Source organism: Pelagovum pacificum (genome assembly GCF_016134045.1).
GTDB lineage: Bacteria > Pseudomonadota > Alphaproteobacteria > Rhodobacterales > Rhodobacteraceae > Oceanicola > Oceanicola pacificus_A.
In genome coordinates this window covers 1,305,239-1,319,808 of the sequence record NZ_CP065915.1, presented here as the reverse complement: position 1 = coordinate 1,319,808, position 14,570 = coordinate 1,305,239, and the positions used below count along the sequence as shown (strand labels likewise).

Annotated in this window: 11 protein-coding genes and 1 tRNA gene; 2 read left to right on the top strand and 10 right to left on the bottom strand. The window is 65.7% G+C overall.

Features of this window, described 5'->3' with window-relative positions; translation table 11 throughout:
* Positions 1-2 precede the first annotated feature (2 nt).
* A complete protein-coding gene (locus tag I8N54_RS06605) occupies positions 3-1,325 on the bottom strand; it encodes an ATP-binding protein (protein ID WP_140193314.1) in 1,323 nt (440 codons plus the stop codon).
* 42 nt (positions 1,326-1,367) lie between these two features.
* On the opposite strand from I8N54_RS06605, the gene I8N54_RS06600 reads away from it, so the two are divergent.
* Both I8N54_RS06600 and I8N54_RS06595 read left to right on the top strand, forming a co-directional pair.
* A complete protein-coding gene (locus tag I8N54_RS06600) occupies positions 1,368-2,264 on the top strand; it encodes an MBL fold metallo-hydrolase (RefSeq protein WP_140193315.1) in 897 nt (298 codons plus the stop codon).
* A 69-nt stretch (positions 2,265-2,333) separates the two neighbouring features.
* Positions 2,334-2,408, top strand: a tRNA-Asn gene (locus I8N54_RS06595).
* A 421-nt stretch (positions 2,409-2,829) separates the two neighbouring features.
* On the opposite strand, the gene mmsB is transcribed toward I8N54_RS06595, so the two are convergent.
* The 9 genes from mmsB to I8N54_RS06550 all read right to left on the bottom strand — a co-directional run bounded on the left by mmsB (position 2,830) and on the right by I8N54_RS06550 (position 14,257).
* Positions 2,830-4,077 (bottom strand): multiple monosaccharide ABC transporter permease, encoded by a 1,248-nt coding sequence (gene mmsB, locus I8N54_RS06590; RefSeq protein ID WP_140193316.1) that lies wholly within the window; start codon positions 4,075-4,077, stop codon positions 2,830-2,832.
* Between the two features lie 11 nt (positions 4,078-4,088).
* Positions 4,089-5,609: a multiple monosaccharide ABC transporter ATP-binding protein gene (gene mmsA / locus I8N54_RS06585; RefSeq protein WP_140193317.1), complete on the bottom strand. Its 1,521-nt coding sequence runs from the start codon at positions 5,607-5,609 to the stop codon at positions 4,089-4,091.
* An 82-nt stretch (positions 5,610-5,691) separates the two neighbouring features.
* Positions 5,692-6,741: a multiple monosaccharide ABC transporter substrate-binding protein gene (gene chvE, locus I8N54_RS06580; RefSeq protein ID WP_140193318.1), complete on the bottom strand. Its 1,050-nt coding sequence runs from the start codon at positions 6,739-6,741 to the stop codon at positions 5,692-5,694.
* A gap of 270 nt (positions 6,742-7,011) precedes the next feature.
* A complete protein-coding gene (locus I8N54_RS06575) occupies positions 7,012-7,737 on the bottom strand; it encodes a FadR/GntR family transcriptional regulator (protein WP_140193319.1) in 726 nt (241 codons plus the stop codon).
* A gap of 55 nt (positions 7,738-7,792) precedes the next feature.
* The gene (locus tag I8N54_RS06570; protein WP_140193320.1) at positions 7,793-8,992 is read right to left on the bottom strand and encodes an aminotransferase class V-fold PLP-dependent enzyme; all 1,200 of its coding nucleotides are present in this window, start codon (positions 8,990-8,992) and stop codon (positions 7,793-7,795) included.
* 3 nt (positions 8,993-8,995) lie between these two features.
* Positions 8,996-9,898 carry an ABC transporter permease gene (locus I8N54_RS06565; RefSeq protein WP_140193321.1) on the bottom strand — a complete coding sequence of 301 codons (903 nt, stop codon included), beginning with the start codon at positions 9,896-9,898 and terminating at the stop codon, positions 8,996-8,998.
* Positions 9,895-10,824 (bottom strand): ABC transporter permease, encoded by a 930-nt coding sequence (locus I8N54_RS06560; protein ID WP_140193322.1) that lies wholly within the window; start codon positions 10,822-10,824, stop codon positions 9,895-9,897. The genes I8N54_RS06565 and I8N54_RS06560 overlap by 4 nt, the downstream gene beginning before the upstream one ends.
* 11 nt (positions 10,825-10,835) lie before the next feature.
* Positions 10,836-12,590 carry an ABC transporter ATP-binding protein gene (locus I8N54_RS06555; RefSeq protein WP_140193323.1) on the bottom strand — a complete coding sequence of 585 codons (1,755 nt, stop codon included), beginning with the start codon at positions 12,588-12,590 and terminating at the stop codon, positions 10,836-10,838.
* 62 nt (positions 12,591-12,652) lie between these two features.
* Positions 12,653-14,257: a peptide ABC transporter substrate-binding protein gene (locus tag I8N54_RS06550; protein ID WP_197097482.1), complete on the bottom strand. Its 1,605-nt coding sequence runs from the start codon at positions 14,255-14,257 to the stop codon at positions 12,653-12,655.
* Between the last annotated feature and the right edge of the window lie 313 nt (positions 14,258-14,570).

The window sequence follows — 14,570 nt, the reverse complement described above, 5'->3', positions numbered from 1 at the left end:
ATCTACCGGGCGAAGGACACTTCCGCCTGCAATCCGCCAAGCGCCGCGCTGTCACCGAGCCGGAGCTCTCCGCCGTGCGTGCGGGCCACGTCCGCGACGATGGCGAGCCCGAGGCCGACTCCGCTGCCCCTGTCCTGGTTGCGGGCCGGGTCGAGCCGCGTGAAGGGGCGCGTTGCTTCCTCGCGCCGGTCGGGTGGAATGCCGGGGCCGTCGTCCTCGACAAGGATGCGCAGGCTGCGCGGTGTCGTGATGACCGAGACCCTGACACGCTCTGCGTACCGCAGCGCGTTGCCGACGAGGTTGTCCACCGACCGCCTGAGCGCCAGCGGACGGAGCAGCGTCAGCTCTCCCTCCGGTCCCTCGATCCGCCCGATCTCGACGGCCTGGCCGGCGGCCCGGCGCGCCTCCACCATGCGCTGAACGACGTCGGCCGGGTCGATCTCCTCGATGACGTCCTCAGAGTCGGAGCGTGCGAAGTCGAGAAATGCGTCGAGCAGATGCTGCATCTCGTCGAGGTCCTGCCGCAGCGGCGCGGCGTCCTCTTCCTCCAGCATCGACAGGCCGAGCTTGAGTCGGGTGAGCGGAGTGCGCAGGTCATGACTGACGCCCGACAGCATCATCGTCCGCGTCTGCGTCTGCCGTTCGATCCGCGCGCGCATCTCGAGGAACGCCCGACCAGCCGCCCGGACCTCGGTCGCGCCCGAGGGATGGTAGCGCACGATCCGCCCCTTGCCGAAATCCTGCGCGGCATCGGCGAGCCGCGTGATCGGCCGCAACTGGTTGCGCATGTAGACATAGGCGATGGCGGTCAGGATGATTCCGAAGAACAGCATGATGACCACGAGCTGGTGCGGATTCGACGCCGACACGCGCCGTCGGTCGAAGGACAGCTTCAGATCCCCGTGCGGCGTCTCCATCCATACGATCGCCTCGCGGATGTCGGGCAGCGCGATGGCCCCGATCCCGTCCAGAAATTCGTTCATCCACGCGATCACCGACAGGCCCGAGAAGTCGAGCGGGCGGCGCAGGTTCTCCGCCGGGCGGTCATCCGCCGGCAGGGTAACGCCGAAGCCAAGCGCATCTCCGACGCCGCCGATCGCCTCCTGCGCGGTCTCGAGCTCCGGGGCCGCCCTTGCCAGCCCGGTGACGAGCCCGATGTCATAGGCCATCGACCCGACCATCTGTTCGGTGACATCGTCGAAGTAGCGCGTGATGAAGGAGGCGAGCACGATGACCTGCAACAGCACGAACGGCAGCACCAGGATCAGCGCGGCCCGTCCCAGAAGTCCCTGCGGCGTAAAGCGTTTGAGCCATGCGAAGGTCATGGCCGCACGCTACTCCCCGGCCTCGAGAGAGGGAAGCGCCCGATGACCGCCCTGCCCGATCCCGCCGAAAGTCCGGCACCGGGCGTGGTGCGCGTGCTGGCCCCGAACCCGGGGCCGTTCACGTACCGCGGCACGAACAGCTACGTGGTCGGAGACGCCCGGCTCCTGGTCATCGACCCCGGCCCGGATGACGATGCCCATCTCGACGCCCTGCTCGCGGTGATCGCCGGGCGCCCGGTCGAGGCCATCGTCGTCACCCATGCGCACGCCGACCACTCCGCCCTCGCCCCACGGCTGACTGCGGGGGTCGACGCGCCGATCTTCGCCTTCGGTGGCCCCGAGGCGGGACGCAGCGCGGTGATGCAGGCGCTCGCGGCCTCCGGCGACCTCGGCGGTGGCGAAGGCGTGGATCGCAACTTCCGCCCGCACCGCCTGTTGGCGGATGGCGAGTCCGTTCCCGCCGGGGATCTGCCGCTGACTGCCCTTCACACGCCGGGGCACATGGGCAATCACCTCTGCCTGCTCGGCGACGGTCTCTGCTTTTCGGGCGATCTGGTCATGAGCTGGTCGAGCACCCTGATTTCACCCCCTGACGGTGACCTGACACAGTTCAACGACTCATGCCGCCGCCTGCTGGCCAACGCCCCTGCCCTGCTGCTGCCCGGTCACGGCGATCCTGTCGACGAGCCCGACGCCCGGATTCGCTGGCTCCTCGACCACCGCGCCGGCCGCAGCGCACAGATTCTCGACGCGCTCGCCGCGTCCCCGCTGACTGTTCCCGAGCTCGCCGCCAGTCTCTATTCCGATCAGCTTCCACAGGTCCTGCCTGCTGCCGAACGTGTCGTTCTGGCGCATCTCGTCGATCTCCATACCCGCGACCTCGTCACCGCAGAGCCGGCTCTCGCCGTGACCGCCCGCTTTGCGCGACGGAAGGCGTGAAGACTTCGCAAATCAATCAAATTTCCTGCTGGACGCCCCCGAACACCGTTGCTATATGCGCCCCGGTGTTCCGGCGTAGCTCAGCGGTAGAGCAGTTGACTGTTAATCAATTGGTCGTAGGTTCGATCCCTACCGCCGGAGCCAAAATCTCTCGATAGAGTTAGAGCTACAGGCAACAGGTCGCTTCGGGCGGCCCTTCGCCTTTTGATCTGAGACGCCGCCGTGAGCACGGCTCAAGCTGGCGCAATCCATTTCATGTTCGGCAATTCGGGCGTTTGAGAATCCTATGGGAATCTCGCCGGGGGCACCGAGCGTAGCCAGACCAGCGGGCCTGACTTGGGTATTACCCCCGCGACATCAACGGACTGCACAATTACCTCACCGGGGTAATCGACAAGGTCTGTGGTAATGGCGAATTCCGACCTGTCGCCTGCGGCGTCTCTCCAGAGATCTTTTGGACAAGATGAGCCGGATCGCCCCCCACGGCCCCTGTTGGCCAGCGGCGGACGGGCGGGCCGGGAGGGGAGGACTTGCCCCGCCCCCCCCCCCCGCCCGCCGAGTCTTGTCAGGCCTGCTTCGACTTGTTGTAGACGTCGAAGATGACGGCGGCGAGCAGCACGAGGCCCTTGATCATCTGCTGGTAGTCGATGCCGATGCCCATGATAGACATGCCGTTGTTCAGCACGCCCATCAGGAAGGCGCCGACCACCGCGCCGACGATCTTGCCCACGCCACCCGACATCGAGGCCCCGCCGATGAAGACGGCCGCGATCACGTCGAGTTCGAGCGCGAAGCCGGCCTTGGGCGTGGCGGAGTTCAGTCGCGCGGCAAAGACCATGCCGGCGGCCGCAGCCAGCACGCCCATGTTCACGAAGGCGAGGAAGGTCAGCCGCTCGGTCTTGATCCCCGACAGCTTTGCCGCCTTCTCATTGCCGCCGAGCGCGTAGATCCGCCGCCCCGTCGTCGTCCGCGCGGTGAAGAAGGCGTAGATGATCGTCAGCACGCCCATGGTGATCAGCACGTTCGGAAGGCCGCGGAAGGTCGACAGCTTGAACAGGATGAAGATCAGCGCGATCGAGGTGATGCCGATCCGCGCCGCGAAGAAGGGCGTCGGTTCGAGCTCCATGCCGTAGGCGCGGTTCTGCGCTCGGGCCTTCATCTCGATCCAGAGAACGAGCGCGGCGGCAATGATGCCGGTGGCGAGCGCCAGCACGTTCACGTTGCGCGCCCCGAACAGGCCGGCAAGGGACTCGCCGAGTCCGGCCGGGAAGAGATCGGGCACAAAACCGTTGGCGATCAGCTGGAATTCACGTGGGAACGGGCCGAGGGACTGGCCCTCGAGCAGCCAGAGCGAGGCGCCCCGGAACACCAGCATGCCCGCCAGGGTGACGATGAAGGACGGGATCTTCCAGTAGGCGATCCAGTAGCCCTGCGCGGCGCCGATCAGGCCGCCGGCGATGAGGCAGGTGATCATCGTCACCGCTGTGGACTGGTCCCACTCAACGATCATCACCGCTGCGAGGGCCCCGATGAAGCCCATGACCGACCCCACGGAGAGGTCGATATTGCCGCTGACGATGACGATCAGCATCCCAAGCGCCATGATGACGATGTAGGAGTTCTGCAGCAGCAGGTTCGTCACGTTCACCGGCCTGAGCAGCGTGCCCTCGGTGACGATCTGGAAGAACACCATGACGAGGATCAGGGCAAAGAGCAGCCCGTATTCGCGCAGGTGGCGGACGAGGTATTCCCCGATCCCGATCTTTTTGGGGGCCTCGGCCCCCTGGTCAGTGCTCTGGTCGGCAACGGACATCTGCCGGTCTCCTATTCGGTCACGATGAGCGACATGATGCGCTCCTGGCTGGCCTCTTCTGCGGTGAGTTCGCCTACGAACTCACCCTCGTTCATCACGTAGATCCGGTCGCACATGCCCAAGAGTTCGGGCATCTCCGAGGAGATCATGACGACGCCCTTGCCCGCGGCACTGAGCTCGTTGATGATCCCGTAGATCTCGAATTTCGCGCCCACGTCGATCCCGCGGGTGGGCTCGTCGAGGATCAGCACCTCCGGCCCCGCGAAGAGCCACTTGGACAGGACCACCTTCTGCTGGTTCCCACCCGAGAGGTTGACGACTTGCTGGAACACGCTCGGCGTGCGGATGTTCAGCGTCTTGCGATAGTCCTCGGCAACCCGTGTTTCGGATTTCTCGTTGAGGATACCGGATTTCGACACGCCCGGCAGGTTCGCCAGGGTGATATTGGTCTGGATCGTCTCGTCGAGCACGAGGCCGAGCGACTTGCGGTCTTCCGTCACGTAGGCGAGGCCCGAGGCGATGGCGCGATCGACGCTGGAGACGTCGACCGGGCGCCCGTTCATCTCGACGCTGCCCGAGATCTTCTGCCCCCAGGACCGGCCAAAGACGGACATGGCAAGCTCGGTCCGGCCGGATCCCATGAGACCGGCGATGCCCACCACCTCGCCCGCCTTCACGGAGAGGTTCACATCGTGGATCACCTGCCGGTCGGCATGCAGGGGGTGGAAGACGTTCCAGTTCTTCACCTGCATCAGCATGTCGCCGGCCCGCCGGGTGCGCTCGGGATAGCGGTCGGCCATGTCGCGGCCGACCATGTCGCGCACGATCGCATCCTCGGTGATCGGGTTCGCCCGGGCATCCATGGTGCTGACCGTGCTGCCGTCGCGGATTACTGTGACGGAGTCCGCCACGCGGCGGACCTCATTCAGCTTGTGGGAGATGATGATCTGGGTGACGCCCTGGGCCTTGAGCTCCAGCATGAGCTCGAGCAGCGCCTGGCTGTCGCTTTCGGATAGGGCGGCGGTGGGCTCGTCGAGGATCAGCAGGCGCACTTCCTTGGACAGCGCCTTGGCGATCTCCACCAGCTGCTGCTTGCCCACGCCAAGCTTGTCGACCATCGTCGAGGGCGGATCGGTCAGGCCGACCTTCCTGAGCAGCGCCTCGGTGCGCTGGTTGGTCTCGCGCCAGTTGATGATGCCGCCCCGGGCCCTTTCGTTGCCGAGGAACAGGTTCTCGGCGATCGACAGTGTGGGTACCAGTGCAAGTTCCTGGTGGATGATAATGACACCGCGGGACTCGCTGTCGGCGATGTCGGTGAACTCGGCGAGCTTGCCGTCATAGTGGATCTCGCCCTCGTAGCTGCCGGCCGGATAGACCCCGCTCAGCACCTTCATCAGGGTCGACTTGCCGGCGCCGTTCTCACCGACCAGAGCGTGGATCTCGCCCGACTTGACGGACAGGTTCACAGAGTCGAGCGCCTTGACCCCCGGAAAGGTCTTGGTGATCTCGCGCATTTCCAGCAGCGCCGTCATGGCCCTTGGCTCCGTATCTAGTGAGTGGTGGTCGGCATGGAGATGGGCCCGCCCGGCAGGGCGGGCCCGGAACGCGGGCTCGTTACTCGAGCTCGTCCATGGTGTAGTAGCCGGAGCCGATGATGACCTCTTCCCAGTTGGACAGGTCGACGGAGACGGGCTCGAGCAGGTAGGACGGAATGACCTTGACGCCGTTGTCGTAGGTCTCGGTGTCGTTGATCTCGGGCTCGCCGCCTTCCAGCAGGGCGTTGACCATGCCCACGGTCACGCGGGCCAGTTCCCGGGTGTCCTTGAACACGGTGGAGTACTGCTCGCCCTGGAGCATGGACTTGATCGAGCGGATCTCGGCGTCCTGGCCGGTCACAATCGGCATAGGCTGATCTTCCGAACCGTAGCCAATCCCTTTCAGCGAGGAGATGATGCCGATCGACAGCCCGTCATAGGGCGACAGCACACCGTGCAGCTGGGCGTCGGTGTAGTGGGTGGAGAGCAAGTTATCCATGCGCGCCTGGGCGACGGCGCCGTCCCAGCGCAGGGTGCCGACCGTGTCCATGCCCATCTGGCCGGAGACGATCTCGATCGAGCCGTCGTCGATCAGCGGCTGCAGGACCGACATCGCGCCGTCGTAGAAGAAGTAGGCGTTGTTGTCGTCCGGCGACCCGCCAAACAGCTCGACATTCCAGGTCTCGGCATCGGGGAAGCGCTCCTCGAGGCCGGACACCAGGCTCTCGGCCTGTTGCACGCCGACCTTGAAGTTGTCGAAGGTGGCGTAATAGCTGACATGCTCGCTGTCACGGATCAGACGGTCATAGGCGATGACCGGGATGTCGGCGTAATAGGCGTTCTCCAGCGCGTTCGACAGGGTCGTGCCGTCGATGGCGGCGATCACCAGGGCGTCGACGCCGTTGGTAATCATGTTCTCGACCTGGGCGAGCTGGTTGGGGATGTCGTCCTCGGCGTACTGCAGGATCGTGTCGTAGCCAGCTTCCTCGAACTGGGCGACCATGGACTCGCCGTCGGAGATCCAGCGCGACGAGGATTGCGTCGGCATGGCGATGCCGACGGTCTGGGCGATGGCACTGCCCGCGATCAGGGTGGCTGCCGCCGAAGCGAACAGAAGTTTGGTCTTCATGTTTATCCTCCCATGAACGGCACCGTTCTGCCCTGTCGGGCGGCGTGCCGTCGGTGTTGCTCGGACCCTTGCTGGGACCGCCGCGCAACCTAGTCGGCGGAATCGTGCCTGTAAATTCCATTTCACATCGGACTGGATGACGGAAATGGTCCGAAGATCGTCCGGAATTCGCAGAAAAACGTACTTTGCAGGACTGCGCGACGTTGCGGCAGGCGGCCGGGGAAGGCCGACGCGAGGTGCTGCCCCGAGGCAATCGCGGAGACCGGGCCCCTACTCCGCCTTCTTCCCCGCGATGATCACGCGGACAGCGCCTTCGACGCTGTCGATCAGCAGGTTGACCGACTCGACCGCGCCCGCGACGTCCTCTGCGGCGATGGCATCGGCGAGGTCGCGGTGGATCGGAAAGGAATCCAGGCCGAAGCCATCGGTCTCGAACGGAGAGCCGGCGCCACGTTCGAGGGCATGATCGAGGTTCTCGAGGATCTGGCCGTACATCGGGTTGCCGGACGCGTCGTAGATCGCCTGGTGAAACGCGTGGTCGGCCTTGCGCCAGGCGCGGCCGGCGTCGACCTCGACCAGCAGCAGATCGCAGAGGCGCGAGATCTCTTCGCGCTCGGCCGGCGTGGCCCGCACAGTCGCCTTTCGGACAACGTCATTCTCGAGCGTGCGGCGGATTTCCAGCAGGCGCAGAAGCGCCTCGCCCTCGAGGCGGATCATGGTCGGGACCAGCCCGCGCGAGGTCTGGACCCGCGCGACGAGGTAAGTGCCGTCGCCGCGGCGGCGTCGGATGATGCCGAGCCCTTCCCACCGGTTCAGTGCCTCGCGGATGGTCGAGCGCCCGACGCCGAGCGTCGCGGCGAGCGAGACCTCGGGCGGCAGGCGGTCACCGATCCTGAGGCCCGAGCGTTCCACCATGGTGGCGAGCGCGTCGAGCACCTCGACGTTGCGGGACCGCTGTTCCAGCGGTTCGAGGAAGTCCAGCGCCTGTCGTTTCACCGTCCGGTCTCCTGTTGCAGCGACCGAGCGGCGGCTGTCCGATACGAAGGCCGCCTCAGGCCAGTCTGAGCCCCGGTGTCACGCCAAGATCCAGCAGTTCACCGAGCGCGTCGAGCAGCGCATCCATCTGTGGGCGGGAGTTGTATCCCTGAACCGACAGCCTCGCGATGCAGCGGTCCTGCCACCGGAAGACGGGAATGTCGATCTTGTAGCGCGCATAAAGCGTGTCGTGGATGTCCTGCGGGTCGCACTCGGGTATCGGCATGGCGACCATCTGCGGCGCGCAGAACTCCGGCGAGCAGAGCGGCGGAAGGCCCGTCAGCTCTTCCATGCGGGCGCGGGTTTCCTGCGCGAGGTCGCGGCATTGCGCGGCGACGGCCCACCAGTCGTGCTCGGCCCGGAACTCGAGCGCCTTCGGCACCGTCAGCCAAGCGGACGGATCACGGGTCCCCTGCATTTCGATCTCGTCGATATAGGGCGAGTTGCCGAAAGCCCCCTTCGCGCCGGGCTCCTTCGAGGTTGCGGTCCAGCCGTGGCTCACCACCAGCGGGTCGATCATCCCCTGAACGTCGGGCCGCACGTAAAGAAAGGCGGAGCCCTTCGGCGACATCATCCACTTGTGGCAGTTGCCGGAATAGATGTCGGCACCGATCGCGGTGAGGTCGAGCGGGATGTGTCCCGGTGTGTGGGCGCCGTCGATGACCGACCAGATGCCGCGCTCCCGCGCTTCGGCGATCAGGGTTTCCACCGGGAACAAGAGCGCCGTGGGTGAAGTGATGTGGCTCAGGAACAGAACCCGCGTCCGGTCGGTGATACCGGCACGGATCGCGTCCGCGAAGCCCTCCGCCGACGTCAGCGGCAGGGGCACGTTCACGGTCACGACCTCCGCCCCGGTGCGGCGGCAGACGAAGGCCCAGGTTTTCTCGAGCGCGCCGTATTCGTGGTCGGTCGTCAGGATCTGGTCGCCCGGTTTCAGGTCGAGCGACTGGATCGCGATGTTCAGCCCCGTCGTGGCGTTCACCACGCCGACGATGTCCTCCGACCCGCAGCCGAGTTCGGCCGCCAGAACCTCGCGGGGCACGCGCATGTTCTCGGTCAGGTGCCGGGCGAGGAAGTCGACCGGCTCGCGCTCGAGCTCCAGCTGCCAGGCCTGGTAGGCCTCGAACACCGGGCGCGGGCAGGCTCCGAAGGAGCCGTGGTTCAGAAAGGTGACATCCTCACGAAGATTGAAGTGTCGGGCAAGATTGTCGGACAAGGGTCAGCGGCCTTTCAGGGTGGGGTCGAGAGCATCGCGCAGACCGTCTCCGAAGAGCGACGTGGCGAGCACCGTTATGGCCAGCGCGGCCGTTGGGAAGACGGCGAGATGCCAGTAGAAGAACATGTAGTCGATGCCCTCGCTGATCATCTGGCCCCATGTCGGGGTCGGCGGGGGAACACCGATGCCGAGAAAGCTGAGCGACGCCTCCAGCATCATGGCGAGCGGAATGGCCAGCACGAAGCCGACGATGATCGGGCTCACCGAGTTCATGATGAGGTGGCGGCGGATGATGTAGCCGGGCGACGCGCCGAGCGCCTGCGCCGCGCGCACGAATTCCTTCTCGCGCAGCGCCTTCACCTGGGCGCGGACCAGCAGGCAGACCTGCACCCAGCCGAACAGCGCGGCGATGGCGACGATGGTGGGATAGCCTCCGCCCGACAGCGCGCCGAGCAGCATCGCCGCCAGCAGCGGCGGCACGACCGAGAACAGCTCGATGATGCGCATGATGACCCAGTCCACGGTGCCGCCGAAGAACCCGGCGAGCGCGCCGAGCGGGATACCGATGAGCACCGAGAAGGCCGCGGCGATGAACCCGATCGAAAGCGACACCCGTGCGCCGTAGACGATGCGCGTGTAGAAATCCCGGCCGAGGTTGTCGACGCCGAACCAGTGCTCGGACGACGGGAAGGCCAGCGACTCCGTCAGAAAGCTCTGCGCTGTCGGCGGGACCGGCGTGATGAGCGGCGCGAAGATCGCCATCAGGATCAGCACGGACAGCACCGCCCCGCCCGCGACCGCGGCCTTGTTCGACAGGAAGCGCTGCCACGCGAACCACAGCGGGCTGCGCTGCCGCTGGTGCGGTGCGACGACCGGGGTTTCGACCTGAGTGGTGACGTCGGTCATGCCTGTCCTCCGACCCGGATGCGGGGATTGATGAGCGCGTAGACGATGTCGGACAGCAGGTAGGCGATGCAGTACATGAAGGTGATCATCAGCATCAGCGCCATCTCGAGCGGATAGTCCCGGTTCTCGATCGAGGACACGAAGTAGGCGCCAAGCCCCGGCACCCGGAACATCGCCTCGACGAAGATGGACCCCGTCGCTGTGCCGATGAACATCGGCAGAAACACGGTGACGAGCGGGATGGCGGAGTTTCGCATCACGTGCTGGAAGACGATCCGCCGCTCGCTCAGCCCCTTGGCGCGCAGCACCGTCACGAATGGCCGGCTCATCGTGTCGAGCATCGCCGAGCGCGTGTAGCGGGCGTAGGTCGCCAGCGGGATCGCCGCGTAGGCCGCGATCGGCAACACCCAGCGGTCCGGCGAGGGCCAGCCGCTCGCCGGGAACCAGTTCAGCCACACCGCGAAGACGAGGATCAGCAGCATCGAGATGACGAACACCGGCACAGTAAGGCCGAGCGTCGCGAAGGCCGAGGCGAGGTAGTCGATCCAGCTGTTCCGGTTCAGCGCCGCCGCCATGCCGAGCAGGATGCCGAGCGGTGCGCCGATGGCCACGCCCAGCCCGCCGAGGATCAGGCTCGGCACCCAGGCCCGCGACAGCAGCTCGAGAACGGTTTCACCGGGGCTCTGGAACGGGACGCCGAAGTCGAAGTGGAGCACCCCCCACATGTACTTCAAGTACTGGACGTGGAGTGGCTGATCGAGGCCCAGCCGCTCCATCATGCGCGCCCGCACGGCCTCAGACACCGGCATATCGTTGCCGTCGAACGGCCCGCCGGGGACGGAGTGCATCATCAGGAAGATGATGATCGACACAGCTATGAAGGTGAAAGCGACCGAGATCAGCCGCCGCAGGACATATCCGAGCATTGCGTCTCCTCTCAGGCGGTCACGTAGGTTTCGACCCGGTGGCCGGGTGCGACGGTGACGAGTTGCGGGGCGTCGTTGGCGGCGGTTCCGGCCTCGGCAGCCCCCATGCGCGGGATGCCGGCGAGGATCTCGTCCGCGGACAGGAAGGTCCGCTCCCGCTTGTCGCGCGGGTTGGTGGCGGGGACGGCGGCGAGCAGCGCACGGGTGTAGGGATGGCGCGGATCGGCGAAGATCCGTTCCGTCGGCGCCTCCTCCACCACGCGGCCGCGATACATCACGACGACGGAGTCGGTCAGCGACTTCACCGTCGACAGATCGTGGCTGATGAACAGCATCGACAGGCCCATCTCCGCCTGAAGCCGCTTCAGCAGACCGATGATCTGCGCCTTGACCGTGACATCGAGCGCAGAGGTCGGCTCGTCCGCGACCAGCACGTCGGGCCCGAGGATCAGCGCGCGGGCGATGGCGACACGCTGCCGCTGGCCGCCCGACAGCTCGTGCGGGTAGCGGCTGGCGAAGGACCGGTCGAGGCCGACTCGCTCAAGCCACTCCAGCGCCTTCTCCTGCTGCTCGCGCGCGGTGCCCATGCCGTGGATATGCAGCGGCTCCGCGATGATCTGGGTCAGCGTCATCATCGGGTCGAGCGCGGAGTAGCTGTCCTGGAAGACGATCTGCATCCTCTTGCGCCATGGCTTCAGCGCCTCGCGCGAGAGTGTCGAGATATCCGTGCCGTCGACCAGGATCTGTCCCCGTGTGACGTCGGTCAGGCGCATGGCCATCATGCCGGTCGTGGTCTTGCCCGACCCGCTTTCGCCGACGACGGCCAGGATTCGGTTCTTCGGCAGCGCGAGGCTCACCCCGTCCACCGCCTGGAAATCGACGTGCCTCACACGGAGGCCGCTCCGCCGGCGCACGATGTAGGTCTTGGCAAGTTCCCGCAGCTCGAGCGCGGGCGTGTCGTCCGCCGCCTCACGCGAGGGTTCGAAACTGGCATGCAGGCTGGCGAGCAGCTGCTTCGTGTACTCATGCCTGGGCGCGTCGAAGATCTGCTGGACCTCGCCCTGCTCCATCACCTCGCCGCGATACATGACGAGCACGCGGTCGACCGTCTCGGCGATGACGCCGAGGTCGTGGGTGATCATGATCAATGCCATGCCGAATTCGGCCTGCACCTTCTTGATGAGCTGGAGGATCTGCGCCTGGATCGTGACATCGAGCGCCGTTGTGGGCTCATCCGCGATCAGCACCTTGGGCCGGCAGGACAGCGCCATGGCGATCATCGCCCGCTGCAGCATGCCGCCCGACAATTGGTGCGGATAGTAGTTGAGGACGTCCCGCGCGTTCTTGATCTCGACCCGCAGCAGAAGCTCCTCGGCCTCGTTCAGCGCGGCGCGGCGCGACACGTTGCGGTGCGCCATGATCGTCTCGCAGATCTGGTGGCCGATGGTGAAGACCGGGTCGAAAGCCGACATCGGATCCTGAAAGATCATCGCCGCCGACTTGCCGCGCAGCCGGGTCAGGTCGTCCCGGCGGGCCTTGGCGACGTCGATCCCGTCGAGCTTCAGCTTGGCTGCCGTCACTTCGGCGGTGCCCGGCAGCAGGCGCAGCAGCGCGCTGCAACTTACCGACTTGCCCGAGCCGCTCTCGCCGACGATGCCGAGGCTTTCGCCGTCCTCGAGCGTGAAGCTCACGCCGCGCACCGCATCCACGGCGCCGCCGTATTGCCGGAAGCTGACCCGGAGGTCTTCGATTTCCACGAGTGGCATGAGATGTCCCGATCGCTGTCATGCCCCCCGCCCGCGCGGGGCGGAGGGCAAAGGGGTTGGGCTTACTTCGTCAGGTGGGTGAAGAAGTAGTGGCCGAGCCGGTCGAGCGGCGTGAAGCCGAGCTCGTTCGGCGTGGAGGCCTCACCGCCGAGTTCTTCGGAAATGACCGCCGTGGTGATCGGGTGCACCAGCGGAACGATCATGCCTTCCTCGATCATGATGCCCTCGGCCTCGGCATAGAGCTCGTACCGGGTGTCCCAGTCGCTCTCGGAGTCCGCTTCCGCGACGACTTCGTCGTAGGCGTCGACATGGTAGTCGTGACGGCCGCCGTTGTAGAAGATGCCGTAGAAGTTGGACGGGTCGAGGTAGTCGTACTCATAAGGCGAGATGAAGAGCTTGCCGCGCTTGTTCAGCAGGCCGTCCATCCATTCCGCCGACGGCTGCGAGCGGATCGTCAGCGACACGCCGAGGTTCTCCTCGAACTCCGCCTGCAGGTACTGGGCCATCGCCGGAACGATGGCACTGTTGTAGCCGCCCTCTTCACGGATCCAGATCTCGAGCTCCGGGAAGCCTTCGCCATCCGGGTAGCCCGCATCGGCCAGGTATTGCTGCGCCATCTCGGGATCGAAGACCGCCTGCTCGACGACCGACGGATTGTACCCGGGATAGCCCGGCGGAAGGATCGAGCCGGCCGGGATCGCGATGTCGCGCAGCACGGTGGAGGTCAGCTCGTCCCGATCGATCGCGTAGTAGAAGGCGCGGCGGACGTTGACGTCGTCGAACGGCTCCGAGCTCATGTCGAACGACAGATAAGACGTCGCGAAGACCGCGTTGCGGCGAATCCCGTCGGGATAGCGGGCCTCGGCCACCGGAAGCTGACCGGTGTTGAGGAACGAGTAATCCGCGTCGCCGGCGAGGAAGGCCGGCAGGCCGACTTCGGGCGCGCCGAGCGTCGGGTCGACTTCAAGACGGTCGATCTGCGCGGGCCACGGGCCGGCGTAGCTGTCGGAGGCGGTGAAGACGACGGAGTTGTTCGACTTCTCCCAGCTTTCGATTTCGAACGGGCCGGAGCTGATGATCGTGTCGACGCTCAGCGCCCAGTCGTCACCGAGCTCTTCCACCACGTGCTTGGGCACCGGATACCAGAGGCTCATCACCGAAGGCAGGTAGGGCTTGGGCGCATTGGTCGTGACTTCGATCGTGTAGTCGTCGACCGCTTCGAGGCCGAGCGTGTCGACATCGGCTTCGCCCGCCGTGACCTCGGCCCAGCCCGCGATGCCACCGGCGAAGTCCCAGTACCACGCGAAGTCGTAACCGCCGGTCGCCGCGCGTTCGAGCGCGTAGACGTAATCCTCGGCCGTCAGCGGCTCCCCGTCGGACCAGACGAGGTCCTGGCGGAGATTGAAGGTCCAGGTCAGCCCGTCCTCGGACTGCTCCCAGCTTTCGGCCGCCATCGGCGTCAGCTCGAAGTTCTTGTCGAAGGTCGCGATCGGAATCTGCAGCAGTTCGGCGAAGGTGGCCCGGTCGTAGACCGTCTTCATGTAGTCCATGTAAGTGCCGACGGTGTTCTGACCCGGCGCCAGGATGGTCGTCTGCGCGAGCGCGGGCGCCGCCATCGCGGTGGTGACGGCCAGCGCACCGGCCAGTTTCGGTAGTCGCTTGAGCATTAGGACGTTCCCCGTTGTCGTCATTGCTTTTCTGGCCGTGCGCCCCGGCACCCTCTCGTCCCGGAGAGGCAGACAGGCTTTGCGTCCGGCACCTCCAGCATTTGCCGGATGACAAATGTCTGACAAATGAAAATGTCCCGATCGGCAAAATTCGTGCCGTTTCCGCACATGGAATAATCAATTGCCTGCGTATCACGCGCAATTTCACGGGTTTTGACCGCGATCCTGTGGCTATCTACTGAGCGTCCACGCGGTCCGCTCCATCTAAGGCGCTGAACAAGCCCGCCGACTCAGAGCTGCAAAAGCCCTGAGA